This is a genomic window from Desulfatiglans anilini DSM 4660 (assembly GCF_000422285.1).
GTDB classification, from domain to species: Bacteria; Desulfobacterota; DSM-4660; order Desulfatiglandales; family Desulfatiglandaceae; genus Desulfatiglans; species Desulfatiglans anilini.
In genome coordinates this window covers 64,234-88,778 of the sequence record NZ_AULM01000004.1, presented here as the reverse complement: position 1 = coordinate 88,778, position 24,545 = coordinate 64,234, and the positions used below count along the sequence as shown (strand labels likewise).

General features: G+C 57.9%; 26 protein-coding genes. 11 read left to right on the top strand and 15 right to left on the bottom strand.

Features of this window, described 5'->3' with window-relative positions:
• Nucleotides 1–34: 34 nt before the first annotated feature.
• Entirely contained in the window at nucleotides 35–787 is a 753-nt protein-coding gene (locus H567_RS0106010; RefSeq protein WP_028320709.1) for a 3-oxoacyl-ACP reductase family protein, read from the bottom strand.
• 401 nt (nucleotides 788–1,188) lie between these two features.
• On the opposite strand from H567_RS0106010, the gene H567_RS23335 reads away from it, so the two are divergent.
• Nucleotides 1,189–2,040 (top strand): septal ring lytic transglycosylase RlpA family protein, encoded by an 852-nt coding sequence (locus H567_RS23335; RefSeq protein ID WP_051184529.1) that lies wholly within the window; start codon nucleotides 1,189–1,191, stop codon nucleotides 2,038–2,040.
• Here H567_RS23335 and H567_RS0105995 read toward each other — a convergent pair.
• The 14 genes from H567_RS0105995 to rpsB form a co-directional block, all read right to left on the bottom strand.
• Complete coding sequence (locus H567_RS0105995; protein WP_028320708.1) at nucleotides 2,027–2,323, bottom strand: integration host factor subunit alpha; 297 nt, start codon at nucleotides 2,321–2,323, stop codon at nucleotides 2,027–2,029. The genes H567_RS23335 and H567_RS0105995 overlap by 14 nt on opposite strands.
• Before the next feature lie 88 nt (nucleotides 2,324–2,411).
• A complete protein-coding gene (gene coaD, locus H567_RS0105990; protein WP_028320707.1) occupies nucleotides 2,412–2,909 on the bottom strand; it encodes a pantetheine-phosphate adenylyltransferase in 498 nt (165 codons plus the stop codon).
• A complete protein-coding gene (rsmD, locus tag H567_RS0105985; protein ID WP_028320706.1) occupies nucleotides 2,906–3,475 on the bottom strand; it encodes a 16S rRNA (guanine(966)-N(2))-methyltransferase RsmD in 570 nt (189 codons plus the stop codon). Before rsmD ends, coaD begins: the two co-directional genes overlap by 4 nt.
• Nucleotides 3,472–4,308, bottom strand: coding sequence for a CDP-diacylglycerol--serine O-phosphatidyltransferase (pssA, locus tag H567_RS23330; protein ID WP_084516929.1), 837 nt, complete (start codon nucleotides 4,306–4,308; stop codon nucleotides 3,472–3,474). Before pssA ends, rsmD begins: the two co-directional genes overlap by 4 nt.
• A 17-nt stretch (nucleotides 4,309–4,325) precedes the next feature.
• Nucleotides 4,326–5,006 (bottom strand): phosphatidylserine decarboxylase family protein, encoded by a 681-nt coding sequence (locus tag H567_RS0105975; RefSeq protein WP_051184528.1) that lies wholly within the window; start codon nucleotides 5,004–5,006, stop codon nucleotides 4,326–4,328.
• 80 nt (nucleotides 5,007–5,086) lie between these two features.
• Nucleotides 5,087–5,800, bottom strand: coding sequence for a tRNA (adenosine(37)-N6)-threonylcarbamoyltransferase complex dimerization subunit type 1 TsaB (gene tsaB / locus H567_RS0105970; RefSeq protein ID WP_028320704.1), 714 nt, complete (start codon nucleotides 5,798–5,800; stop codon nucleotides 5,087–5,089).
• Between the two features lie 12 nt (nucleotides 5,801–5,812).
• The gene (gene rseP / locus H567_RS0105965) at nucleotides 5,813–6,898 is read right to left on the bottom strand and encodes an RIP metalloprotease RseP (RefSeq protein ID WP_035253525.1); all 1,086 of its coding nucleotides are present in this window, start codon (nucleotides 6,896–6,898) and stop codon (nucleotides 5,813–5,815) included.
• Between the two features lie 2 nt (nucleotides 6,899–6,900).
• Entirely contained in the window at nucleotides 6,901–8,112 is a 1,212-nt protein-coding gene (locus H567_RS23325; RefSeq protein WP_051184526.1) for a 1-deoxy-D-xylulose-5-phosphate reductoisomerase, read from the bottom strand.
• A gap of 81 nt (nucleotides 8,113–8,193) precedes the next feature.
• Nucleotides 8,194–8,991, bottom strand: a complete 798-nt coding sequence (locus tag H567_RS0105955) for a phosphatidate cytidylyltransferase (protein ID WP_028320702.1) — start codon at nucleotides 8,989–8,991, stop codon at nucleotides 8,194–8,196.
• A gap of 29 nt (nucleotides 8,992–9,020) precedes the next feature.
• On the bottom strand, nucleotides 9,021–9,749 hold the full coding sequence (gene uppS, locus H567_RS0105950; RefSeq protein WP_028320701.1) for an undecaprenyl pyrophosphate synthase: 729 nt from the start codon (nucleotides 9,747–9,749) through the stop codon (nucleotides 9,021–9,023).
• Between the two features lie 196 nt (nucleotides 9,750–9,945).
• Entirely contained in the window at nucleotides 9,946–10,503 is a 558-nt protein-coding gene (gene frr, locus H567_RS0105940) for a ribosome recycling factor (RefSeq protein WP_028320700.1), read from the bottom strand.
• Nucleotides 10,500–11,231, bottom strand: a complete 732-nt coding sequence (pyrH, locus tag H567_RS0105935) for a UMP kinase (protein WP_028320699.1) — start codon at nucleotides 11,229–11,231, stop codon at nucleotides 10,500–10,502. Before pyrH ends, frr begins: the two co-directional genes overlap by 4 nt.
• On the bottom strand, nucleotides 11,224–11,826 hold the full coding sequence (tsf, locus tag H567_RS0105930) for a translation elongation factor Ts (RefSeq protein WP_028320698.1): 603 nt from the start codon (nucleotides 11,824–11,826) through the stop codon (nucleotides 11,224–11,226). The genes pyrH and tsf overlap by 8 nt, the downstream gene beginning before the upstream one ends.
• 54 nt (nucleotides 11,827–11,880) lie before the next feature.
• Complete coding sequence (rpsB, locus tag H567_RS0105925) at nucleotides 11,881–12,720, bottom strand: 30S ribosomal protein S2 (RefSeq protein ID WP_028320697.1); 840 nt, start codon at nucleotides 12,718–12,720, stop codon at nucleotides 11,881–11,883.
• 537 nt (nucleotides 12,721–13,257) lie between these two features.
• On the opposite strand from rpsB, the gene H567_RS23320 reads away from it, so the two are divergent.
• The 10 genes from H567_RS23320 to H567_RS0105875 all read left to right on the top strand — a co-directional run bounded on the left by H567_RS23320 (nucleotide 13,258) and on the right by H567_RS0105875 (nucleotide 24,287).
• Complete coding sequence (locus H567_RS23320) at nucleotides 13,258–13,497, top strand: hypothetical protein (RefSeq protein ID WP_035253521.1); 240 nt, start codon at nucleotides 13,258–13,260, stop codon at nucleotides 13,495–13,497.
• Nucleotides 13,498–13,523: 26 nt separating this feature from the next.
• Nucleotides 13,524–14,693: a deoxyguanosinetriphosphate triphosphohydrolase family protein gene (locus H567_RS0105915; protein ID WP_028320695.1), complete on the top strand. Its 1,170-nt coding sequence runs from the start codon at nucleotides 13,524–13,526 to the stop codon at nucleotides 14,691–14,693.
• A 222-nt stretch (nucleotides 14,694–14,915) separates the two neighbouring features.
• A complete protein-coding gene (locus H567_RS0105910) occupies nucleotides 14,916–15,737 on the top strand; it encodes an ABC transporter ATP-binding protein (protein WP_051184525.1) in 822 nt (273 codons plus the stop codon).
• 8 nt (nucleotides 15,738–15,745) lie between these two features.
• On the top strand, nucleotides 15,746–17,668 hold the full coding sequence (locus H567_RS0105905; RefSeq protein ID WP_028320693.1) for an AMP-binding protein: 1,923 nt from the start codon (nucleotides 15,746–15,748) through the stop codon (nucleotides 17,666–17,668).
• 8 nt (nucleotides 17,669–17,676) lie between these two features.
• Nucleotides 17,677–18,561, top strand: a complete 885-nt coding sequence (locus H567_RS0105900; protein WP_028320692.1) for a branched-chain amino acid ABC transporter permease — start codon at nucleotides 17,677–17,679, stop codon at nucleotides 18,559–18,561.
• A 94-nt stretch (nucleotides 18,562–18,655) separates the two neighbouring features.
• Nucleotides 18,656–19,756, top strand: coding sequence for a branched-chain amino acid ABC transporter permease (locus H567_RS0105895; RefSeq protein WP_035253517.1), 1,101 nt, complete (start codon nucleotides 18,656–18,658; stop codon nucleotides 19,754–19,756).
• A 100-nt stretch (nucleotides 19,757–19,856) separates the two neighbouring features.
• Nucleotides 19,857–21,101: an ABC transporter substrate-binding protein gene (locus tag H567_RS0105890; protein WP_028320690.1), complete on the top strand. Its 1,245-nt coding sequence runs from the start codon at nucleotides 19,857–19,859 to the stop codon at nucleotides 21,099–21,101.
• Between the two features lie 87 nt (nucleotides 21,102–21,188).
• A complete protein-coding gene (locus H567_RS0105885; protein WP_153306068.1) occupies nucleotides 21,189–21,998 on the top strand; it encodes an ABC transporter ATP-binding protein in 810 nt (269 codons plus the stop codon).
• A 94-nt stretch (nucleotides 21,999–22,092) separates the two neighbouring features.
• Nucleotides 22,093–22,689 carry an LEA/WHy family protein gene (locus H567_RS0105880; RefSeq protein ID WP_028320688.1) on the top strand — a complete coding sequence of 199 codons (597 nt, stop codon included), beginning with the start codon at nucleotides 22,093–22,095 and terminating at the stop codon, nucleotides 22,687–22,689.
• A 74-nt stretch (nucleotides 22,690–22,763) separates the two neighbouring features.
• On the top strand, nucleotides 22,764–24,287 hold the full coding sequence (locus H567_RS0105875) for an AMP-binding protein (RefSeq protein ID WP_028320687.1): 1,524 nt from the start codon (nucleotides 22,764–22,766) through the stop codon (nucleotides 24,285–24,287).
• The last annotated feature ends 258 nt before the right edge of the window (nucleotides 24,288–24,545 follow it).

Here is a 24,545-nt window from a genome sequence, read left to right as displayed (position 1 = left end):
CGTATGGGGCGTCAGGGCCAGGCAACGCCGGTCCCTAGATCATCCCATAGCCCCCATCTACACATAGAAGCTGACCCGTGATGTAATTGGCGTCATCCGAAGCCAGAAAGACAAAGGCGGGTGCGATATCTTCTGCTTCCGCGAAACGCTTGAGCAGGATGCGGTTCATGTAGATCTCTTTGAGCTTGTCATCGGTTCTGATTTTTTCCGTCATGTCGGTCGCGACGATGCCCAGGGAGATGACATTGGCGCAGATATTGTAGCGCGCCAGTTCACGCGCCATGGATTTCGTCATGCTGAGAAGTCCACCCTTGGCGGCACTGTAATTGATCTGCCCGACGGTGCCGACCAGGCCGGCCACGGAGGTTACGTTGATGATCTTCCCGCTGTTCTGATCTTTCATGCGGCGGGCAGCGGCCTGGCCGCAAAGGAAGGCACCCTTGAGGTGGATGTCGACGACCTGATCCCATTCCTCCTCGGTCATCTTCAGCATCATGGCCGGACGGGTGAATCCGGCGTTGTTGACCAGGGCGTCGATGCGCCCGAACGCATCGACGCCGCTCGCGATCAAGCGTTCGGCGTCGGCCTTGGACGCGACATCCGCCTTGACGGCGATGGCATCGCTGCCCATGGCCTTGATGGCATCCACCACCTCGTTGGCGGCTTTCTCGTTCGAGGTGTAATTGACCACCACCTTGGCTCCCTCTTTGGCGAAACCCAGTGCGACGGCCTTCCCGACGCCCCGGCTGCTTCCAGTGACTACGGCGACTTTGTCTTTCAATTTCATAGATGGCACCTTTCGGAGAATAATGGTCTTTGCCACGGAATCCGCGAAAAAAATAACTATATTATAGCCATAATATAGTTATTGTCGAACTCTAAAAAAAAATGGGATGAGTGTCAAGGAAAAACCTATGCTTGCGAAGGAGGGGAGGGGGAGTTCTTGGAAAGGGCGGACCACGGACGGTGCTTTTCGAAGTGGGAGCGGGTTTGCCGCCGGCACGGCGCAGGGCGCCGTGATCTCCAGCTGAAACCGAAGGCCGCGCTGCAGAGGTTTCAGACGGCCCGATCGTGTAAAAAAGCATTGAAATCAGCTTGATAAATAGATGCGTCTGTGGTATGAAACTCCCCAGTTGCTCAAACCCTTTCTCCTTGTTTGGGGATCTTTATTCGTCGTGAGGAGGTTGGATGGAAGCCATGCTTTCCCGCCATCGGATCCATGAATCGGCTGAAAGCGGAGCGGAGTCGCGGTCGGCTGCATCGCGTGCCTCCTGGGCAGTGCTTCTGGCTGTCGTTTGCCTGTTCTCGGCCTGCGCCACCCGCCCCGACACGGTCAAGCCGCCGGGAGATGCGGGTCCGCCGTCGTCTGTGACCCTGTTGCCCCCTTCACAGCGCCCCTACACGATCAACGGCGAGACCTATTACCCTTTGCCGAGCGCGTCCGGATATATGGAGACCGGCAAGGCCTCCTGGTACGGGCATCCATTTCATGGTAGACGGACATCGAGTGGGGAAACCTACGATATGCACAAGGTCAGCGCGGCCCATAAGGTGCTTCCCCTGGGGACGTACGTTCTGGTTGAAAATCTGGCGAATGGGAAGAACATCGTCCTCAGGATCAACGACAGGGGGCCTTTTGTGAAAGGGCGGATCATCGATCTGTCCTACGCCGCTGCAAGCGCGATCGATATAGTCAGCCCTGGCGTGGCGGATGTGAGGGTTACGGCGCTGGCGAAAGAGGTGGGGCGTGATCGCTCGCGGACGGGCATCCCGAAACCCGTTCTCGAGCCAAAGGATTTCAGCCGGGGGGCCTTCACCGTTCAGGCGGGCGCATTCAAAGACAAAGAAAATGCTGCGCGGGTTGCCGAGCGGCTGCGGGCATGGTTCGACAAGGTGGATATCGACGTTTCGGCCCACCCGGAAGCGGGAACGCTCTACCGGGTGCGCGTTTCCCAGGCCCAGTCGCTCTTCGAAGCACAGGCGATCGAGCGCCGGCTCGAATCGCTCGGGTTCGAAGAGGCCTTCGTCACCGCTCTGTAGCGGCCTCGTTGATCCTGTTTCGAAGTACACCCGAGGTTTTGAAGACGATCACCCTGCGGGCCCGGAGCTGAAGGTCCTCCGTGGTCTGAGGGTTGCGCCCGCGCCTTTCAGACTTCTCCTTGACGACAAACTTGCCGAAGCCGCTGATAAGGAGGTCTTCACCGCTTTCCAAGGTAGTCTTGACGATCTCCAGAAGCTGTTCTACCACGGCCCGCGATTGGCTCTTGCTGAGTCCCACCTGATGATAAATGGTGTTGATGATTTTTTCTTTGGTCAAAGCCAAGACTCTTCCTCCCCCAAAAACCCTTCTTGAATGCAAGGATAATATCGAAATTATCTAGTAAGAAATATGGCTTATGTCAGATTTGCTGTCAAGTGTTTTTTAAGGCGGCGAATTTTTCCTTCAATTTTTGATGGACCAGGGGCGGGATCAGACTGCTGATATCGCCTCCCAGGCTGGCGGCTTCCTTGATGATGGTCGAACTCGTATAGAACCATTTGTAATCGGTGACCAGAAAAATGGACTGGACATTTCGATTCAACTTACGATTGATCAGCGCCAGCTGGAATTCATATTCAAAATCGGACATGGCCCGCAGGCCCCGAAGAATGACCCTGCAGTTTTTCCGTACGGCATAATCTACGAGCAGCCCCTCAAAACTGTCCACCTCGACGTTCGGATAAGCCTTCAGCGACTCCCGGATCATTGTCATCCGTTCTTCCAGAGAAAAAAGGGGCGTCTTCTGGGAGTTTCTCAAAATGGCGACGATGACCTTGTCGAAAATCTTGAGGCCCCTCTTGATGATGCTGATGTGTCCATTGGTGACGGGGTCGAAGGTGCCCGGGTAGATGGCGGATTTTTCGCTCATATCTTTTCCTCTTCGACAGTCTGATAAAACGTGAGACGGGTATCTCCGTAAATTCGAGTGTCCACAGCCCGAAGCCAATGGATCGATTCAGGCGGTGCCGTTCTGCGCGAGGTCTCGATCACCGCCAGCGCCCCCGGGCTCAAGATGCCCTTCATCGCAGCGGTTTCCAGGGTCTCGACCGAGCCTTGCAGGAGGTAAGGCGGGTCTAAAAACACCAGATCGAAGGTGACGGGCGGTTCGAGTAGATCTGCGGGCAGCCCGCAGAGGAGGTCATGCTGCAGGAACCTGCCCTGTTCCTGGAAGCGGCAGTGCGCCAGGTTCTGCAGGATAAGCTCGCGGGAGTGCTGGGAACGATCGACGAAACAGGCCTCGGCTGCGCCCCGGCTGAGGGCTTCCAGACCAAGAACCCCCGTCCCGGCGAAAAGATCCAGCACATGCAGATCATGAAGCTGTTGCCCCAGGATATTGAAGAGCGCCTCCCGGACACGGTCCGACGTCGGCCGAATGTCGCGGCCACGCGGGGAATGAAGCCGCAGCCCGGTCAGTTGTCCTCCTGTAATCCTCATTTAATGATGTGCCGCAGACGATGGGTGTCGGACTCTTCCTGCGTTTGGGTTTCATCTCCTGCGCTGGCGGAGAGGTCCTCCCCCCGCGCTTTCGTGACCTCCCTCGTCCTTCGGCGGTAGATCATGAGGAACGGCCCTGAAAGCAGGTAGAGCGTCAGGATCAGAAAAAGCATGATCTTGGGCTGGTAGACGATGACGATCAGCGTCAGGATTACGGCCACCAGAGCGCTGAACGGCCTTTGCTTTCGGAGTTCCAGGCCTTTGAAACTGGGATAGTTGATGGTGCTCACCATCAGAAAAGAGAGGATATAGACGCAAAGGATGAAAAGAAACGGAAAGGCCCGGCCGTCGAAACTGAAGACGGATGTGAAGAGAACCAGTGAGGCAACGAAGCCCGCTGCTCCGGGGATTGGAAGGCCCCGAAAATAACCTGGATCTACAGTGTTCTTCTGGACATTGAAGCGCGCGAGCCTGAGGGCGCCGCAGACCAGGTAGAGGAAGGCCGCGATCCAGCCCAGGCGCCCGAAAGGTGCAAGGGCCCACTGGTAGGCCAGGAGCCCCGGTGCGACGCCGAAGGCGACAAGATCGCAGAGAGAATCGTATTCGGAGCCGAAATGGCTGGTCGTGTGGGTGAAACGGGCGATCTTGCCATCGAGCGCGTCGAAGACGCAAGAGATCAGAATGGCTGCTGCAGCGGTTTCGAAGCGCTCCTGCATAGTAGCGATGATCGCGTAAAATCCGCTGAAAAGGCTGGCCGTGGTGAAGAGATTGGGTAAGACGTAAATCCCCTTCTTTTCCCTATGTTGCGGTCTTTTCTTGCGCCTGGTCTTCATGCGGATCCCACCGTTGCTTAGCGTTCACTTTCAGACGGCCCGTCGAGGTACCCGATCACGGTTTCGCCCGCCCTGACTTTTCGACCCGGCGCGGCGACAATCGCTGATCCGGCGGGGACAAAGACCTCGAGCCTGGATCCGAAGCGGATCAGTCCGAAACGCTCGCCTGCATTCAGAAAATCGCCCGGCTTCACCCAACAGGCGATGCGTCGGGCGATGAGTCCGGCGATCTGAACGACGACCAGTTTCCGGCCGTCCCGGGTGGCGAGGACGAGGCTGTTCTTTTCGTTTTCGTCGGAGGCCTTGTCAAGATCGGCGGAAAAGAACTTCCCCGGACTGTAAATGGTTTCGAGGATGGTGGCCGAAACAGGGATGCGGTTGACGTGCACGTTGAAGACCGTCATAAAGATGCTGACCTTTTCAGCGGGCGCCTTCAACGGGTTATCGGGCGATTCGATATGTTCGACCTTCAGGATCCTTCCATCGGCGGGGCTCAGAACGGCATGGGGCGCTGCACTCGAGATCCTTTCGGGGTCCCTGAAAAAAGAAGTGACGAAGAGGGTCAAAATGCCCAAAAGAACACTGAGCCACGTCCAGCCGAGCAGGGCGGTGAAGCCGGTCAGGCCGGCGGCGATCAGAATGAAGGGCAGACCTTCGCGTGCAATCGGCCAGCGGTTATGGATCCGTGAGGCTTCCAAAGAGGTGATGTTGCCTTTCAGCTTGCAAGGGTTGCCGGCGAAGTACTTCTAGCGAACGTAATATGTTTTCGACGGTTTTGTCAATGCCCTTCTGAATCCGGCACGCGCGGGCCCTCGGCAGGGGGTCTGATGTCCGGCGGCCTGAGGTAGAGCGGAGCGAGCGCCCACGGATCATCCGTGTCTCCGGCAAGAAACCGCTTCAGGGCCAAACGGCCGGCACCGGCGGCCCGAATCCCCCAGAGATGCGGCAGGGCCGGCGTGGCCCAACCTTCAGGATCCTTCTCGGCCAGGGGGGCCTGCCGGCGAAAATCATTCCCGATCAGAAGGACCGGATCCTCGAAGCAGGCAGGCAGGTTGTCGGCCTTTACAGCGCGGTCAGGAGCGAGCCGGACGATATCGCCGTCGCCTCCCGCCTTGAAAAGGGCCGTAAAGAACTCGCCGCGGCGGGAGTCCAGCAGGGGCATGACCGGAAGCCCGGTTGGCGGGGCCTGGGCAGCCACCGCCATCAGGCTCGGGACTCCGACGAGGGGTATTCCGAGGGCATGGGCCAACCCTTTGGTCAGCGCAAGCCCCACGCGCAGTCCTGTGAAACTGCCCGGTCCGAGGGCCACACCGAGGCATCGGACCTCTCGGAGCCCGATCTGCGCCGACTCGAGCAGAAAATTCAGGGCGGGCATCAGATGAACGAACCGGTTTTTTTCACCGGCAGCGGAATACTCTGCAACGATGGACCCATCCAGGTCCATGATCGCCATGGAAAACCGGGTGGTGGATGTGTCAACGGCCAGGAGCATGCTCGGCCGAACCTACTGCAGCAGCCTGCTGATGTCATTGTAGAACACGATGGCCATCAGCATGAGCAGGACGAAAAGGCCGGCCTTTTGAGCCATCTCTTTGGCCTTGGGGCTGATGGGCTTGCGGATGACCCACTCGACCAGGAGGATCAGGATGACGCCGCCGTCGAGGATCGGGACGGGCAGGAGGTTCAGGATGCCGAGGTTTACGCTGATCACCGCCATGAACGGGAAAAGATAGGTCCAGTTCTCCTGCGCCAGCTGCCCTGTCATCTGCCCTATGAGGATCGGTCCACCCAGCGTTTCTATGGGGACCACCCGTTCGAACAGTTTGACGATGGTCATCCAGGTCAACACAACCATTTCCCAGGTGCGCCGGGCCCCCTCCCAGACCGCCTGCAGCGGGCCGAGCGGGACGGTTTTGAAGGCGCCGGATGATACGATGCCGATCAACGCAGTACGGACCTCCTCGCCGAAGATGTTTTCAATGGTCGTCACTTCAGGGCGCACACGCACTTCGAGCATCGCTCCATCCCGTTGAAGAGTGAAGGTCATCTCATTTTCTTCATGATGCTTCACCATCTCCTGGACCTGTTCCCAGGTGTCGACGGCGATGCCGTCTACGGCCACGATCATGTCGTTTTTCTGGAAGCCGGCGGTTTCGGCCGGGGAACCTTCCCGCACCTGGCCCACCTCCGGCACCAGCACCTGCGCACCCGATACCAGAAAAGTGAGGCAGAAAATGACAAGGGCAAGCAGCAGATTGAAGACCGGACCCGCGGCCACGATGGCGATCCGCCTGCCGACCGTTTGGTTGCTGAAGGAACGGGCGGCCTCCTCGGCGCTCAGGGGCCCTTCGTCCTCCTCGTCGTCCTTTTCACCTAGCATCTTGACGTACCCGCCGAGGGGGACCGCCGAAATCAGATATTCGGTGTCTCCCCGCTTGAATCCTGTGAGTTTGGGGCCGAACCCGAGTGAGAATTTGAGGACCTTGACCCCGTAAAGCTTCGCAACGAGGAAATGCCCCAACTCGTGGAAGAATATGAGGACGCCGAGGACGACGACGAAAGGCAGCACATAATAAATGAGATAATGCATGTTCAGATCCGCGAGTCTTGAAGGTTTTGAGAACCCGGCACAGTGTCCGAGGGAAGAGGGACGCTCTCGATCATCCGCCCGGCTGTCCGGCGCGCCCAGAGGTCCGCTTCGAGGACTTGCTCGATCGTGTCGATCGGGAAGGGGTGATGAGCGTGCATGGTCCTTTCGATCACGGACGGGATGTCCAGGAAGCCGATCCTGCCGTTCAGGAAGGCCTCCACGGCGACCTCGTTGGCCCCGTTCAAAACCGCCGGCAGGCTGCCCCCCGCCCGGGCCGCCTCGATGGCCAGCCTCAGACAGGGGAAGGTCTGCATATCCGGGGCCTCGAAAGTCAGAGGGCCCGTGCGGCTCAGGTCAAGCGAAGGCAAACCTGTCGGCAGGTGGGCCGGATGGGAAAGGGCGTAAGCAATCGGGATCACCATATCCGGGATGCCCATTTGAGCGATGACCGACCCGTCCGCGTATTCCACCATGGAGTGGACGATGCTCTGGGGGTGCACCAGCACATCGATCTGCTCGATCGCCAGGTCGAAAAGCCAGAGCGCCTCGATGATTTCAAGCCCTTTGTTCATCAGCGTGGCGGAATCGATGCTTATTTTGGGCCCCATCCGCCAATTGGGGTGGTCCAGCGCCTGTGCCGGGGTGACCCGGGTCAGCGATGCGTGGGATGCGCTCCGGAAAGGCCCGCCGGAGGCGGTCAGGATGACGCGCCGGACATCCTTGCGCCGGTGTCCCTGAAGGGCCTGGAAGATCGCGCTGTGTTCACTGTCGATGGGACGGATCCATACGCCCTTTTCCCTGGCGAGTCGCATGACCAGCGGGCCGGCCATCACCATCGTTTCCTTGTTGGCCAGCGCAACGTTTTTTGCGCACCGCACCGCTTCGTAGGTGGGCATCAGCCCGGCCGCGCCCGAAATGGCCGATATGACAGTGTCGGTTTCCCCACGACGGACGACGGCCAGAAGGCCGGTCGTCCCGTGAAGCACTTCGGGTTGCAGGTGCGAAGGCAGGCGGTCGCGGAAGGCCACCGCAAGGTCTGCGTCGCGCAGCACGACGGTCCGGGGCTTGAACTCCTCAGTCTGTGCGAGGAGGAGATCGATGTTGGTCCCCGCCCCGAGGGCCTGGATGCGGTAAAGGCCAGGGTTTCTGCGTATGACGTTGAGGACGTTTACTCCGATCGAACCGGTCGACCCGAGGAGTGCGATGTTCATCATGGTGCGGTTTTCACCTCGGTCTGCACTTCTTCAGCGCATGGTGCGGGGCGAGTCTTCCGAAAGGCGCCGGACTGCTGCAGATCAACAAATATAAAGATAAGCATAAAGGATCGGAATTGCAAAAATCAAGGCGTCGATCCTGTCCAGGAGCCCACCGTGGCCGGGCAGGATCGCCCCGGAGTCCTTGATCCCATGGCTTCTCTTGAGAAGCGATTCCGCGAGGTCTCCGACCTGGCCCGCCGCGGCGAGAACCAGGATCAGGATGACAGCGGACAGATTCAAAGGGTGAATGGGGAACATCCTGATAAAGAGGATCCCGCCGATCAGGCTCCCCGCGGCTCCGCCGCTGGCTCCGGCCCAGGTCTTGCCGGGGCTGATCCGTGCATTCAGTTTGCGTTTTCCAAAGCCCTTCCCGACGTAATAGGCAGATGTGTCCCCTGCGAAGACCACCGTCAGCAGGAAAAAGATCCAGAGGTTTCCGGAAGGCCGCATGTCGATCAACATCAAGAGGACGAGCGGGACCCCTGTATAGAACGGCCCCCAACAGGTCCTCCCGATGCGCGCGGTCCAGTCGGCGGCGGGCTGCCCGGGAATCCACAAGTGGCACACCATCGGTGCCAAAGCTGTCAAAGCGGCGATGGCAGGCAAGAGAAGCACATGCCGGAAATAGACTGCCGCAAAAAAGGCGCAGACGACCCCAACGCCGGTCCAGCGGAAGATCCCGGGTAATTCGGGTTCGGTGATCCGGTAAAACTCCAGGAGGGCCACGACGGCCGCCGCGAGAAGGATGGCATAAAGAACCCATCGGGGGCCGGGGCCGATGACGAGGATCAGGGCAGGGATTCCGACAAGCGCCGTGAGCCATCTCTTTAGATGCATGCTCGGATTTCCTTTCGGCCTGTTCGGGCTCAATCCGATTCGTTGGTGCCGCCGAACCGCCGCTCCCTTCGCTGATAGTCGCGAATAGCCTTGATGTATTCTTCCTCGCTGAAATCCGGCCACAGGGTCGGTGTGATGTAGATCTCGCTGTAGGCGATCTGCCAGAGAAGAAAGTTGCTGATGCGGTATTCGCCGCTTGTCCGTATGAGAAGATCGGGATCGGGCATCTCGGGGACATAGAGATATTTCGCAAAAAGCTCTTCGCTGATGTCAGACGCCCGCAGGGCACCGGTCTCGATCCCGTGGGAAATGGCCCGCGCTGCATCGACGATCTCCTGCCTGCCGCCGTAACTCAGGGCCAGGGTCAGCACCAGGTCGTTGTTCTCCGCCGTCGCCAGGATGGTTGCTGCGAGTTCATCCCTCGTGGCTGCGGGGAGTTTGTCGGTCCGCCCGATCGTCTGAAGCCGGATGCCTTGCTGGATCATTTCCTGTCTTTCCGACTGCAGAAAACGGCGCAGGATACTCATGAGGGCCTGGACCTCGAGCTTTGGTCGGGACCAGTTCTCCTCGGAGAAGGCGTAAAGGGTCAGCCACGGGATCTCCAGCCTGCGCGTGGTTTTGACGACGGTCCGAACAGCGTCGACGCCTTTTTGATGCCCGAGGACGCGTTTCAGCCCGCGCTTCTTGGCCCAGCGCCCATTGCCATCCATGATGATCGCTATGTGGCGCGGTAAATTTTCGGTATCGTTCTGAACCATGGTATCCCGAGGGGTGCAAAAAGGACGGAAAATGATTTCCCGGTAGAATCCACTTTCCCATCCGGAAATGAGGATTTCTTTTCAACATCAAAGAAATCAAGCGCTTGTGCGGCGGCGGTCTGCGGGTCGCCGCGCAAGCAAACAGGCAGATTGGCGCCGAGATGGGCAAAAAAGACCATTTCCGGATGGAAACCGGCTAAAATTCCATGATCTCCTTTTCCTTGGCCGAGGTGACGTCATCTATGGCGCTGATGAATTCATCGGTCACCTTCTGGACCTGTTCCTGGGCCCGGTACATCTCGTCTTCGGAGATCTCCTTCTCGTTCTTCATCTCCTTCAACAAGTCATTGGCCTCGCGCCGTTGATTGCGGATCGCGATCTTGTTCTCCTCCGACATCTTGCGCGCCAGTTTGGCCAGTTCTTTGCGTCTTTCCTCGGTCAGCGGGGGGATGGAGATCCGGATGAGCTTGCCGTCGTTCAAAGGCGTCAGGCCCAATTCCGATTTGAGAATGGCCTTTTCGATGTTGGGCGTGATCGATTTGTCCCATGGCTGAATAGTGATGAGACGGCTTTCCGGTATCGAAATGGATGCCACCTGATCGAGGGGCATCTGGGTCTCGTAGCAGTCTACCTTGATCCCTTCGAGCAGGGCGCCGGATGCACGCCCCGTCCGGATGCGTTTGAAATCCTTCTGGAGCGATTCGACGGACTTGTTCATTTTCTGCCGGAGTTCGGTAAGGATTTCATCGATCATGTCTTCTCTCCTGTGATAAGCGTGCCGACGGGCTCTCCCCGGATGAACCGCTCTATATTACCGGGCTTGCGCAGATTGAAGACGGCGATCTGAAGCCCGTGCTCCATCGCGAGGGATATCGCCGTCATATCCATGACCCTCAGGTTTTTTTCCAGGACCTCACGGTGGGTCAGGCGCCCGAAAAATCTCGCCTCGGGGTGGATGACCGGATCGGCGTCATAGACCCCGTCCACCTTGGTCGCCTTGAGGAGGACGTCGGCATCTATTTCCAGGGCCCTGATAGTGGCCGCCGTATCCGTGGTGAAAAACGGGTTGCCGGTTCCCGCGCAGAAATGGACGATGGCTCCCCCTTCGAGGTAGCCCACCGCCCGCTCGCGGCTGAAGGGTTCGGTGATGCTCTCCATCTGGATGGCACTGAGGATCCGGGCCTCGCAGCCCTGCGCCCTCAGTGCCTCGGCCAGTGCGATCGTATTGATGACGGTGGCAAGCATGCCCATATGGTCGGCGGCGACCCGTCCGATGTTGAGTTGGCCGGCCTTCAGACCTCTGAAAATGTTGCCCCCTCCGACGACGATCCCCAGTTGGATCCCCAGCCGGCCGATCGCCGCGATCTCATCTGCGACGGTCTGCAGCACCGGGGCGTCGATGCCGTAAGGATCATCCCCCATCAAAGCCTCGCCGCTCAGTTTGAGCAGGATGCGTTTGACCTGGGGAAAGGGGTTACTCATCCGATTCACCCAGCTGAAAACGGCTGAAGCGCCTGATGAGGATGTTCTCGCCGGTCTTGGCCATCAATTCATTCAGGACGTCCTGGATCTTCAGGTCGGTGTTCTTGACGAACGGCTGTTCCAGCAGGCAGGCCTCGGAATAGAATTTGGCCAGTTTGCCTTCCACGATCTTTTCGATCACCTTATCCGGTTTGCCGGATTCTTTGGCCTGGGTGGCGTAGATCTCCTTTTCCCGGGCCAGGAGGTCCGCAGGGACATGCTCCCTGTCGATGGCGACCGGATTGGTGGCGGCGATCTGCATGGCGACGTCTTTTACGAACTCGGAAAAGTCATCCGTCTTACCGGTAAAATCGGTTTCGCAATTGACCTCGACGAGAACACCGATTTTTCCCCCTCCGTGGATATAGGCCTGGACCTGGCCGGCGGATGTCGCCCGGCCGCCCCGCTTTTGCGCCGTGGCGATTCCCTTCTTGCGCAGGTAATCGACGGCCTTTTCCATGTCGCCGTTGCACTCCTTCAGCGCCGTTTTGCAGTCCATCATGCCGACGCCGGTCTTCTCCCGTAAATCCTTGACCATCGATGCTGTAATTTCCAACGTTCCTTCTCCCTGAATGGATAATATGACGTGCCGGCAGGCCGGCGGACTCGTTTATTCCGCTGCTGCCGGGGGCTCGGTGGCGGATGTTTCTTCCCGTTTCGGGATGACGATGACCTCGGGCCCTCCTTCGCTTTCCGGTTTTTCCGCTTCCTCGACCGCCCCTTCTTCGCTCTGCTGCATCTCTGCTTCGGCCTTCAATCGTTCCTCGGCGATTCGGTGCCCTTCGATGCAGGCGTCTGCAATCTTGGAACAGATCAGGCGGATGGCACGGATAGCGTCGTCGTTGCCCGGGATGATGAAATCGATCTCATCCGGATCACAATTGGTGTCGGCGATGGCGACTACGGGGATGCCCAGCTTGCGGGCCTCTTTGACGGCAATCCGTTCCTTCTTGGGGTCCACGATGAACACGGCGCCGGGCAGATCATCCATATCCTTGATGCCGCCGAGGTTCTTCTCGAGCTTTGCCAGCTCTTTCTCCATCTGAAGGGCCTCTTTTTTCGTGTACCGGTTGATCGAACCGTCCCGTTTCATGGCCTCCAGTTCCTTGAGCCGGGCGATGCTTTTCGTGATCGTCTGAAAATTGGTCAGCGTACCGCCGAGCCACCGGTTGACGACGTTGAACATCCCGCACCGTTCGCTCTCTTCGATAACGGAGTCATGGGCCTGCTTCTTCGTGCCGACATAAAGGACGGAATATCCCTCGGCCACGGTCCGCGTAACGAACTCATAAGTGGTCTTGAAGAGCCGGACGGTCTTCTGCAGGTCGATAATGTGGATTCCATTGCGCGCCCCGAAGATGTAAGGCTTCATTTTGGGGTTCCAGCGCCTGGTCTGGTGCCCGAAGTGCACCCCGGCTTCCAGCAGTTCCTTCATGTTGACGATAGCCATAAAACGCCTCCTTCCAGTGGAGATCCGCTAAGGTCTCCGTGCCACGGTTGGTTCCTGGTCCGGGATGTCTTGACCCGCGATCATGCAGGGCACCGGGCGATATCCCGGACGTGTGATTTCCTCCGGAGAAGCTTGAGTCAGAAAAGACGACCTGCTATACTGGACCCCGGCCGGATAGATCGCCTTGGACCATCGGCCCGTCTCTGACAAGCTCCCCTTCCTGCCCCTGAGCGTGGTAAACGATCAAGGGTCAGGATAACCAAAACTTTAAACGATACTACTTAACAGAAAGCTATCTTTTCAGCAAGCAAAAAGTCACTTCCTGGCCCACCGCTCCGGGGCGGGTCCCGGTTTCTTCACACGCTTCGCGTGCTCAGACCCACCCTCCGGGGCGGGTTCCGATTTGCCAAGATCAATGAAATCAAATATTTGAATTGAGGCGACCTGTAGGCCGCCGTCCAAGCAAATGTGCAGATTGACGCCGGGATCGGCCAAAAAGCCATTTTCGGAGATGGAATACGAAAGGGGGCAGCGTTTATGGCACCGGGTAAGAGCGAGAAGGATCTGAAAACGGTTCTCAAGGAGGCCTTGAAGGAAAAAGAGATCAAATGGACGGAGCGGCTCCTGCGCTGGCGCTACGAGAAGGAGGGCAAGCAGGTGCCTGAGGAGGCTTCCCTCCGGGAGCGGGCGGGAGAGGTTGTCGCCAACGCCCGCGAAGTGGTCTCGAAGCGCGGCAAACGGGTCTTCGAGGAGTTCCGGAAAGCGATCAAACCTTGAGCTGCCGGATGGGAGGGTGAGTTTTTTTGAGATCGAGCGAACGTCTACTGCATATACGCAGGGCCTTGGACGAGGCCGAGAGGAAAAGGTTTTCGCACTGGGCCTGCCTGAGTTCGGAGGCGGTGAGGAGGCGCCCCGATGAGGATACCCTGCTCGGGCATCGTCAGTTTTTTTCGGTCGATACGGATCGAATCCTTCATTCGCTGGCGTACTCGCGCTACATCGACAAGACCCAGGTATTTTATCTGGTCAAGAACGACCACATAACCCACCGAGTGCTCCATGTTCAGCTGGTATCGAAGATTGCGCGCACCATCGGACGTCTCCTCCGTTTGAACGAGGACTTGATCGAGGCCATCGCCCTCGGGCATGACATCGGGCATGCACCTTTCGGACACGATGGGGAGGCGTTTTTGTCCGCCCTCTGCGAGGCGCACGGCATCGGCACTTTTCAACACAGCCTGCAAAGCGTCCGTTTCCTGCAGAGCATCGAGCGGAAGGGCCGGGGCTGGAATTTAGCTCTGCAGGTGCTGGACGGCATTTTCTGCCACAACGGGGAACTGCACACAAACGCCCTGGAACCGTTGACAGGCAAGAGCTTCGAACGTCTGGACGAGGAGATGCAGCTCAAACGCATGGACCCGAAGCGGGATATCTGGCCGATGACCCTCGAGGGCTGTGTCGTGCGGCTTGCGGATACCATCAGCTACATCGGCCGGGACATCGAGGACGCCATCCGGCTCGGCCTGATCCGGCGGGAGGACCTGCCGGGAGACTGCGTACATATCCTCGGAAACACCAATGGAACCATCGTTTACACCCTGGTCGAAGACCTGGCGGCGCACAGCCTGGACCAGCCTTTCATACGCTTCAGCGACGCGGTGGGGGAGGCGCTGCAGCGCCTGAAGGCCTTCAACCACGAAGCGATCTACCAGAATCCGCTCGTCAAGGAACAGACGCCGAAGATAAAGATCATGTTTGAATTGATGTTCGATCGATATCTTCGGGACCTGGAAGAGGGCAACGAGCCATCGGAGATCCATCGTGCCTATTTGGAGGGGATGTCACCCGAATACCGGGAAAGGACGCCTCCGGCCGGCATCGTCCGTGATTTTCTCGCCGGCATGACAGATGAGTATTTTTTAGCGCAGTGCAGGAAAAATTTCTTTCCAGAGGTAAGAATGGGTATTTTATAAATGATATTTGCGTTAAAGCATATTTCTTCCAATCGATTTACCATGATTTTAGTCTTTTTGTGAAAAATTTCTTTTTATCAAACAGGGTTGACAAGAAACGCCCGACCGAGTAAGAGTAAAAGCGCATTGCTGGCGTTGATCGATCCTGTTCCATCCAACCATCTTTCCCTCATTTCTTTGCTTGACTTAGCAACTTCTTTTCCAATACGGAGGCCGAGCGACATGGTTCAAGTTGGGGAGCTCAAGGAAGGCGACACCCTTTTGAAGCTCGAAGACGTTCACATGCACTTTGGCAAGGTGGCTGCACTGGCAGGTGTCAACCTGGAGGTGAAGAAGGGCGAGATCCACTCGATCATCGGTCCGAACGGGGCCGGCAAAACGGTGATGATGAACTGCATCAACGGCCTGTATCACCCTCAGAAGGGGAACATCTATCTGAAAGGCGAACGGATCAACGATCTCAAACCCCACCAGCGTGCCGCACTGGGACTCTCACGCACGTTCCAGAAGATCGAGCTTTTCGGGGGGATGACCGTTCTCGACAATATCCGCCTCGGCCGGCACATCCATTTGAAATCGGGCATCCTCAGCGGTTCGGTCTACCTCGGCAAGACGAAGCGGGAGGAATTGGAGAACAGGCAATTCATCGAAGAAGAAATCATCGATCTGCTCGAGATCGAGAGCATTCGCGATAAAACCGTTCATATGCTGCCTTACGGCCTGCAAAAACGGGTGGAGCTGGGTCGGGCCCTCGCGCTCAACCCGGAGCTGCTCCTGCTGGACGAACCCCTGGCGGGTCTGAACCTCGAAGAAGTGGAGGACATGGCCCGCTTCATCCTGGATATCAACGAAGAAAAGCGCTGGAAGATCACCTGCATCCTGGTGGAGCACGACATGGGGGTCGTCATGGACATCTCCCACAATGTGTTCGTGTTGAACTTCGGCAATCAGATCACGGACGGTCCGCCTGAGAAGGTGCAGAAGAATCCCGAGGTCGTCAAAGCATATCTGGGTGAAGAGGACCTGTATTCCACACGGAGGTAGAGGAGATTATGAATGGAACCGGGATAGAAATAACCAAGAATCTGACTATCCCCAAGCTCTTCTCGAGCCAGTGCAAGCGTTACGGCAGCGGCAAGGTGGCCATGCGGGAGAAGGAATTCGGCATCTGGCGGCCTTTCACATGGCAGGATTATTATGACAACGTCAAGTATCTCAGCCTCGGTATGGTGAAGATGGGGCTGAAGCGGGGCGACAAGGTCGCGATGATCGGCGACAACCGGCCCGAGGGCCTCTGGGCGGAGATGGCGGCTCTCTGCGCGGGCGGGATTGCGGTCTGGCTCTTCCAGGACTGCATGATGGAAGAGGTGAAATACATCATCGATCACTCGGACGCCACGTTCTTCGTCGGGGAGACGCAGGAAGAGGTTGACAAGGCCCTGGCCATCAAAGATGCCTGCCCGAAGCTGCGCTGGGTGTTGTGGGACGATCCGAAGGGGATGCGGAATTACGATCAGGACTTTCTGATGAGCATCCCCCGGGTCCAGGAACTGGGTCGACAGCTCGACAAAGAAGACCCCGGATTGTTCGAGAGGGTCATAGAGGAGGGACACGGCGATGATGTGTGCCTCCTTTTTTATACCTCGGGGACGACCGCCCTGCCGAAAGGCGCGCTGCTTTCCCACTGGAACATGCTGACCATGGGGCAGAACCTCATGTCCGTGGACCCCTGCTATGACACCGACGACTTCGTGTCCTATCTCCCGTTCGCATGGATCGGGGAGCAGATGATGTCGATTTCGTGCGGCCTTCAGGTGGGCTTCACCATCAATTTCCCCGAAGAGCCCGAGACCGCCCAGGAGAACATCCGCGAGATCGGACCGCACGTCATGTTTGCACCTCCGCGCCTCTATGAAGGGATGACCCGCAAGGTGCAGGTCAAGTATATCGATTCGACATGGATCAAACGTAAAATTTACGGATTCTCGACCAAGGTGGGCTACAAGGTCGCCAACATGCACTTCGAAAAGGAGCCTATACCCTGGCATCTGAAACTGCTGCAGTGGATCGCCTATGCCGCCATGCAGAAGAAGCTGAAAGATCATCTGGGCATGTCGCGCCTTCGGCACGCCTATACCGGGGGCGCCGCCATGGGGCCGGATCATTTCCGGTTCTTCCACGCCCTGGGTGTCAATCTGAAGCAGATCTACGGCCAGACGGAGATCGCGGGCATCTCGATCGTGCACCGGGACGGCGACATCAAGTTCGACACGGTGGGGACACCGATACCGGATACCGAGGTGAAGATTACGGAGGAGGGCGAGATCCTCTCCCGCAGCCCCTCCGTCTTCCTGGGGTATTACAAGAACGATGAGGCCACGCGCAAGACGCTGGTGGACGGCTGGCTCTATTCGGGAGACCGCGGGTTCATCGACGAGGACGGGCATCTGGTGGTCTTCGACCGTTCGAAGGATGTCATGACGCTCAACGACGGACGCCCCTTCTCGCCCCAATACCTCGAGACGCGGCTCAAGTTCAGCCCCTTTATCCAGGAGGCGTGGGTGATCGGAGACAAGCGCCCTTATGTGGCCGCCGTCATGTGCATCGACTACGCGGTGGTGGGCAAATGGGCCGATGAACGGAAGCTCAACTATACGAGCTATACGGAGCTTTCTCAAAAACCGGAGGTTTATGATCTCGTTCAGAAACAGATCGAGGAGTCCAACAAGGACCTTCCCGGGCCTGCGAAGATCCACAAGTTCGTCAATCTCTACAAGGCATTCGATGCGGACGATGAGGAGTTGACGCGCACGAGCAAGCTCAAACGCGCGTTCGTTGAAAACCGGTATAAGGATATCGTCAATGGGCTCTATTCCGATGACGACGTCGTCCATATGGATACGACCATCACCTACGAAGATGGCAGGGAACAGCGCATCAAAACGGATCTGCGTATCCAAAGGGTCAGCCTTTAGGAGGAGGTATGGAACTTTTCTTGATGACGTTGACGACAGGAGTCATGGTCGGAGGGATCTATGCCCTGGTGGCCCTGGGCTGGGTACTGATTTACAAGTGTTCGGGCGTCCTCAACCTGGCCATGGGGGAACTGACGATCATCGGCGCTTACGTCTCACTGACTTTTTATAATCTTGGGATTCCATTTATCCTGGCTGTCATCCTGACGCTCTTAGTGGGAATCATCCTTGGAATCCTGACGGAGCGGATCTTCCTCGATAAGCTCATTGGCGAGCCGATCCTGGCTGTCATCATGGTGACGGTGGGATTGTCCTTTTTTTTCAAAGGCGTGGTGCAGTTCATATGGGCCACGGATACCCGCGTTTTCACCCCGCCCGTTTTTTCGATCCAGCCCATCAGCATCGGTTTTTTGAAGGTTTCCCCCGTTTATCTGTGGTCGTTCATTCTGGCCATCCTGTTGCTAATCGTCTTTGTGGCCTTCTTCAAGTACACCCGGTGGGGTCTGTCGATGCAGGCTACTGCGGATGACGAGACCGCCGCGTTGTCGCTCGGTGTGAGTGCGAGGTTCGTTTATGCCGCGGCCTGGGCCATCGCCTTCATGAGCGCCGGAGTGGGAGGGGCGCTGCTTGGAAATATCAACGGAATCAATATGTCGGTGGGGTATCTGGGCCTGCTGGTTCTACCGGCCGTTGTACTCGGCGGCCTGAATTCGGTGCCGGGGGCGATCGTCGGCGGCATCGTCATCGGGCTCCTCCAGAACTTTGCCGGGACCTATCTCGACGAATATTTCCCCGGCGGCGTAAAGGAGATCGTACCCTTCGCCTTCATGGCGGTGTTTCTTCTGTTCAAGCCCTATGGGCTTTGGGGCTGGGAAAGGATCGAGCGGGTCTGAGCCGCTGCGGATCGAGGCCGAGCGGTCCAGGCTCCCGTCGCGCGCAGGGACGAGAATGCGTTTCAGCGAAAACACCATGTGAAAGGGAGGCATTATGTCAAGCGTCTGGTTGCCATGCGGGGACTACCATCAGAGCTACACTGAAGATCAGGGATGGTGGCAGTCGAGCTTCATCAAAGGCAAGATGATCCTGCTGCTGCTGACGATATTCGTGGTGATCCCGTGGCTGATTCCCGAGTACTGGATGAGTGTGGCGACCATGGTGGGTTATACGGCGATGGGGGCCCTCGGGGTACAACTCTTGATCGGGTTCGCCGGCCTCATTACCCTTGGCCACGCTGCTTTCATCGCGGTGGGCGCCTATACGAGCACCCTTTTGATCCTGCAGTTCCCCTGGCCCCAAATCCTGCTCGACTGGGGGCTGGCCTACCCCGTTTCGATCCTTGCGGCCGGATTTGCGGCGGGGATGTGGAGCGTCCTCTTCGGTCTGCCTTCAGCCAAGGTCAAAGGATTCTATCTGATCTTGACGACCATGGCGGCGCAGTTCGTCACAGTGGATTTCATCCTGACGCAGTACGTCAGTCAGATCGGCGGGCGCGGTCAGGCCTTTTCCCTCCCGCCCGGTACGATCAAGATCGGGCCGTGGCCGATTGAAAACGAACGGCAGATCTATTATCTCATGGCGGTGCTGCTGACCTTGATGGTCATCGTTCTGGCCAATCTGCTCCGTTCCAAACCGGGCAGGGCCTGGGTGGCGATCCGCGACAACGACATCGCCGCGGAGGCCATGGGGATCAACATCGTCTATTACAAGCTGCTTGCCTTCTTCGTCGCCGGTTTCATGGCAGGGATCGCCGGCGCCTTCTGGGTGAGCAATACAGCGGCGCTCAGCCCGGAGCATTTCCCATGGTTCTGGTCCCTCTGGCTGGTCGGGGTGATTTTGATCGGGGGTGTGGGTTCCATCCATGGGGCGATCTTCGGATCCATTTTCATGGTGGTTATCATGGAGCTCCTGCAGGCGGTGGTGATTCCTCTCTCGATTTATTATCCCAAACTGCTTTTCGATTTCGCTTATATCAAGGATGCGGCCTTCGGGCTCGCCATCTGCGGCTTTTTGATTTATGAACCGAATGGTTTGGCTTATCGCTGGTGGCAGGTCAAAAACTACTTCAACCTTTGGCCGTTTTCGTATTGACGAAATGAAAGGAGGTGACGGGTTTCTGGGTGCCGCTGAAGCTGGGTCGGATGACATAGGCCATTGTTTCATCTTTTTAAAAGAGAAGGGGGAAGAGATCATGAAGAAAGGATTTTTCCTGAAGTTACTGGCAGTTGCACTGTGTGTTGGGTGGGTGTTCGGATTCTCCGGCTTTGCATCGGCCGATCAGATCAAACTGGGCGGGATCATGGACACGACCGGCGGGACCTCTGACGTCGGGAAGGATTATGCCATCGGCATGGACGAGGCATTCAAGTACTTCAATGAACAGGGAGGCGTCAACGGGAAGGAGATCAAATACACCTGGTTCGACTACGGTTATCGGATTCCCGAGGCCATTACCAAATATAAACTGCTGAAGCGGCTCGGTGTGCTGGCGATCATGGGATGGGGGACCGGTGATACGGAGGCCCTTTCGCCGACCGTCAACAAGGACGAGATTCCCTATATCTCGGCCTCCTACTCGGCCCATTTGACCGATCCAGCCAAGTCCCGCTACAACATCTTCTTCTCCTCCGATTATTCCACCAATGCACGGGCCGCCTTGACGGCCTGGTTCGACAAGCGCTGGCCTCAGAAGGCCGATTACGGGAAGCGCAAGCCGCGTTTCGCCTGCGCCTACATGTTTGCCTCTCCTTATTGCAGCGCCCCTATCAAGGCGATCAAGGATCAGGCCGCCCTGCTGGGATTCGATATCGGCGACGATCAGGACGTGTCGCTGTTCGCCCTGGACACCAAGAGCCAGATCATGGCGCTCAAGACCTTCGCGCCGGATGTCGTCTGGCATGGCAACACCACGATGTCCGTTTCCGCGACCATTCGTGACGCCTATTCCCTCGGGTTGGGCGCCGACTGGATCGTCAACAACTGGGGCTTCGACGAAAATCTGCCGCGCTTGGCCGGTGAGGCCGCCGAAGGCGTGATGGGCGCGACCCCATGCGGCTTTTACGGCCAGGAATCCAAGAACATGGATATCGTTGTGGCTTCCGCGAAGAAGTACAACCCGAGCGTTCCCCAGAACAAGCGGTTGAACAGGACCATCCAGGCCTGGTGCGACGCCATCATCACCGTCGAGGCCATGAAGCGCGCCGACAGTGCAGGCCAGCTGACCGGACCCGGCATGATGGTCAAGGGCTTCGAGACGATGAACAATTTCGAGATCGGGCTCGCCGCCGCGCCGGTCACCTACACGGCGACGGACCATCGCCCGACTACCGGTTGCCTCATTCAGGAATACAAAGGCGGGAAATTCCAGGTGGTCGAGCGCGTGGATCTGAAGGAGCGCTGGCCGGATAAATGGGAAAAGGAGTGGCTGGGCTGGTAGGAGCCTGCGGCGTTGCCCCTGTAAACGGGCGGTGCCTTGCGGCGTCAGTCTGCAGAGAATCTGTCAACACCCTGGGAGGTAGGGATCTTGGAGACGCCTGAAGCCATTTTGAAGATCAAGAACATTGAGGTGAAATACCACGAGGTGATCCTTGTCCTGAAGGGGGTTTCCATCGAGGTTCCGAAGGCGGGCATCGTTGCCCTCCTCGGGGCGAACGGGGCGGGAAAGAGCACCACGTTGAAGGCCGTCTCGGGGCTCCTCAAGGTTGAGGACGGCGAGGTGACGGATGGAGGCATCGAGTTCGAGGGACAGATGATCCATCACGAGCCGGCCGCCAAGATCGCCAAGATGGGCATCGTCCAGGTCATCGAGGGGCGGAAGGTCTTCGAGCATCTCACCGTGGAAGAGAACCTGAAGGTAGGGGCCCACCTCAGGAAGACCGGGTCGGTCAAGGACAAACTCGAACTGGTTTACCATTACTTTCCACGGTTGCGGCAGAAACGGAGCGAAACCGCCGGCTTTGTCAGCGGCGGAGAACAGCAGATGACCGTGGTCGGCAGGGCCCTGATGACCGAGCCGAAGCTCGTGCTTCTGGACGAACCTTCCATGGGGCTCGCCCCGATGCTGATCCACGAGATCTTCAATATCATCACCCAGCTCAACAAGGAAGAGAAGATCTCGATCCTGCTGGTCGAACAGAACGCCAAGCTGGCTCTGAACGTGGCGCCTTATGCGTACGTCATGGAAACCGGCCGGATCGTGATGGATGACACGGCCGAAAAGCTGAGCCAGAACGAGGATATCAAGGACTTCTACCTTGGATTGACCGACAAGGGTGGCCGAAAGAGTTTCCGCGAAGTGAAACATTACAAGCGAAGAAAGCGCTGGCTGGGTTGACGGCTGGCGGCCGTGTCCGGACGAACGGGTGACGGTCGCAGGCCGAGAAGTGCGTAACGGCGGTTTTCTTCTCATATGAAGAGGGGAGGATAAGATGCAAAAGAAGCTGATCCTGATGACCCTGATGATTTTTGCAGCAGGCCTTTTGTTCTTTGGGTGCGCCCACCATGCCGCGCAGCAGGCGATGCCCGAGATGGTGGCGCCCGCCGTCACCCTCGAACTTTTCGAAGTGCCCCAGTACGACGGGTACTGGTATTTTGGCAAGAATGTAGCCCCCACGAAGGGTGAAGCGGGCGACCGCGGAGCTCCTTTGCCGATGAGCTTCCTGTTCAGCGTCAACAATCCGAACCCCTATCCGGTCCAGTTGAGTGATTACAAATTTACGGTGGCCTTCGACGGCGATTTCGAATTGGTGACGGTCGCCAACATGGACACGATCTGGATCCCCGGCGGCAAGACGAGCCATGTGCGGGCGACGACCATGATCACGGCCCGTTCGGCTTTGTTGAGCCTGATGGTGACCGGTGGATTCAAGCTGAAGGATAAGGGGTGGAGTCCTTGGGATGCATTGGAGAGGTGGTGGAAAGGCGTCCCGGATTATTCGGTGCCTGTCTCGGTCAAAGAGGGTGCCTTTACCTTTTCGGCTGACGGCAAGACCATGGTGGTTCCTTTCGAAACCGTTTATCCCTAAAGCCTGAGATCGAAAGGCCCTTTGCCGGTGCTGCGTCGAGGCCGGTAAAGGGCTTTTTTTGAATGAGGTTGCGCATGGGATTGTACGATTTTACATTTTACGACCTCGTCAACCGGAACGCCTTTTCCTACGGGAGGAAGGCGGCGTGGTTCGAGGTGGACGATTCACGGTCCTTGACGTTTGCGGAGTACAAGGAGCAGGTGGATCGGTTGGCGCAGGGGCTTCAGGCATGCGGCGTCCGGAAGGAAGACCGCATCGGCGTTCTCGGAAAGAATTGTCTGGAGTATTTCGTCCTCTATGGGGCGGCGGCGGCGCTCGGGGCGATTGTTCTGCCCATCAACTGGCGTTTGTCCGCACCTGAAATCGAGTACAACCTGAATGACTGCACGCCGCGTTTCCTTTTTGCCGGGGCCGAGTTTCAAGGATTGGTCGAAGAGATTCGAGGCCGGCTCGGGTCTGTAGAGCGCTTCTTCAGTCTGGAAGCGAACGGAGGGCGGTTCGAGCCTATCAAGTCCCTCCTGTCGGGCGATGGGACATTCGAAGCGCCGGATGTCGCCTCGGACGACGGGTTCGTGATCATCCACACCGCCGCGGTGGCCGGGCGTCCACGCGGTGCGCTCTTAAGCCACGGAAATCTGCTCTGCTCCGATATGCATTTCGATTATTTCTGCGGGTTGAACAGCTCGGACGTCCACTTGAATCTCCTGCCGCTCTTCCACGTCGGGGGGCTTCACATGGCCACCGCAATCTTCCATGCCGGTGCGTTGAATGTGAACATGAGCAAGTTCGACGCTGCGAAGGCGGTGGATTTGATTGCGGAGAAAGGCGTCACGTTCATGTTCGATTTTGCCCCGATTCTGGCTTCCATTCTGGATACCCACGAAAAGACCGGGCAGGACATTTCCTCCCTGAAGTCCGTGGTAGGGCTGGAATCGGCGGAGACGATCGAGCGGTATCAGCAGATCACCGGTGGCACGTTCTTCTGTATGTACGGCCAGACGGAGACCTCCTGTGTGGCGACCTTCGCCCCCTACAACGACCGCCCCGGGTCGGCGGGCAGGATGCTGCCGCTCGCCCGGGTGAAGCTGGTGGATGAGTACGACCGGCCGGTCCCTGTCGGGCAGGTGGGGGAGATCACCATGAAGGGCCCGATGGTGTTCAGGGGGTACTGGAATCTGCCCGAAGACAACCGCTACGTGTTCAGGGACGGTTGGCACCACACGGGGGACCTGGGGCGCTTCGACGAGGAAGGGTTCCTCTGGTATGCCGGCCGGAAGGCCGAAAAGGAGCTCATCAAGCCGGGCGGCGAGAACGTCTACCCGGCGGAGGTCGAAAAGGCGATTCTGGAGCATCCGGCCGTTCACAGGACCGTGGTTTTCGGGGTGCCGGATCCGAAGTGGAAGGAAGGCATCAAAGCGGTCTGCGAACTCAAGGCGGGGGAGGCGCTCAGCGCTGAAGCGCTGATCGACTTTGTCGGAAAGCGCATCGCCCGCTACAAGAAACCCCAGTACGTGGAATTTGTCGACGCCATGCCCGTACTCGAGGACGGGAACCCCGATCGGGCCAAGGTCAAGGAACGTTATGGGGACAGGGCTTAGGCTCACACCTGCTCCCTGGCCGCCTGAAACAGCAAGGTCCTGCACTGCACAACGGCGCAGGGCCTTTTTTCATAAGCGGCGGCATCCTTCAACCTTCGCACACTGCAAAGACTTGAAAAATCCCCTGCGCACAGGCCGTTGAAAAACGGCCGGATGAAAGGTGTGCAGAAGCCCGCTGAATGAGGCGCACCAAGCGGTGCACCGGCAGAGGCGCATGGGATGAGCGGATCGCAGCAGATGGGCGTTTCCCGACGGCCT

Excerpts from the sequence above, each read along its gene's own strand:
- tsaB (WP_028320704.1), bottom strand. The coding sequence starts at position 5,800 with ATGCTCCTGGCCGTTGACACATCCACCACCCGGTTTTCCATGGCGATC.
- uppS (WP_028320701.1), bottom strand. The coding sequence starts at position 9,749 with ATGGTTCAGAACGATACCGAAAATTTACCGCGCCACATAGCGATCATC.
- H567_RS23325 (WP_051184526.1), bottom strand. The coding sequence starts at position 8,112 with ATGATGAACATCGCACTCCTCGGGTCGACCGGTTCGATCGGAGTAAAC.
- pyrH (WP_028320699.1), bottom strand. The coding sequence starts at position 11,231 with ATGAGTAACCCCTTTCCCCAGGTCAAACGCATCCTGCTCAAACTGAGC.
- coaD (WP_028320707.1), bottom strand. The coding sequence starts at position 2,909 with ATGAGCGAAAAATCCGCCATCTACCCGGGCACCTTCGACCCCGTCACC.
- H567_RS23335 (WP_051184529.1), top strand. The coding sequence starts at position 1,189 with ATGGAAGCCATGCTTTCCCGCCATCGGATCCATGAATCGGCTGAAAGC.
- H567_RS0105955 (WP_028320702.1), bottom strand. The coding sequence starts at position 8,991 with ATGCATCTAAAGAGATGGCTCACGGCGCTTGTCGGAATCCCTGCCCTG.
- H567_RS0105875 (WP_028320687.1), top strand. The coding sequence starts at position 22,764 with ATGGGATTGTACGATTTTACATTTTACGACCTCGTCAACCGGAACGCC.
- H567_RS0105895 (WP_035253517.1), top strand. The coding sequence starts at position 18,656 with ATGTCAAGCGTCTGGTTGCCATGCGGGGACTACCATCAGAGCTACACT.
- H567_RS0105890 (WP_028320690.1), top strand. The coding sequence starts at position 19,857 with ATGAAGAAAGGATTTTTCCTGAAGTTACTGGCAGTTGCACTGTGTGTT.
- frr (WP_028320700.1), bottom strand. The coding sequence starts at position 10,503 with ATGATCGATGAAATCCTTACCGAACTCCGGCAGAAAATGAACAAGTCC.
- H567_RS23320 (WP_035253521.1), top strand. The coding sequence starts at position 13,258 with ATGGCACCGGGTAAGAGCGAGAAGGATCTGAAAACGGTTCTCAAGGAG.
- H567_RS0106010 (WP_028320709.1), bottom strand. The coding sequence starts at position 787 with ATGAAATTGAAAGACAAAGTCGCCGTAGTCACTGGAAGCAGCCGGGGC.
- H567_RS0105905 (WP_028320693.1), top strand. The coding sequence starts at position 15,746 with ATGAATGGAACCGGGATAGAAATAACCAAGAATCTGACTATCCCCAAG.
- pssA (WP_084516929.1), bottom strand. The coding sequence starts at position 4,308 with ATGAAGACCAGGCGCAAGAAAAGACCGCAACATAGGGAAAAGAAGGGG.
- H567_RS0105880 (WP_028320688.1), top strand. The coding sequence starts at position 22,093 with ATGCAAAAGAAGCTGATCCTGATGACCCTGATGATTTTTGCAGCAGGC.
- rsmD (WP_028320706.1), bottom strand. The coding sequence starts at position 3,475 with ATGAGGATTACAGGAGGACAACTGACCGGGCTGCGGCTTCATTCCCCG.
- rpsB (WP_028320697.1), bottom strand. The coding sequence starts at position 12,720 with ATGGCTATCGTCAACATGAAGGAACTGCTGGAAGCCGGGGTGCACTTC.
- rseP (WP_035253525.1), bottom strand. The coding sequence starts at position 6,898 with ATGCATTATCTCATTTATTATGTGCTGCCTTTCGTCGTCGTCCTCGGC.
- H567_RS0105910 (WP_051184525.1), top strand. The coding sequence starts at position 14,916 with ATGGTTCAAGTTGGGGAGCTCAAGGAAGGCGACACCCTTTTGAAGCTC.
- H567_RS0105900 (WP_028320692.1), top strand. The coding sequence starts at position 17,677 with ATGGAACTTTTCTTGATGACGTTGACGACAGGAGTCATGGTCGGAGGG.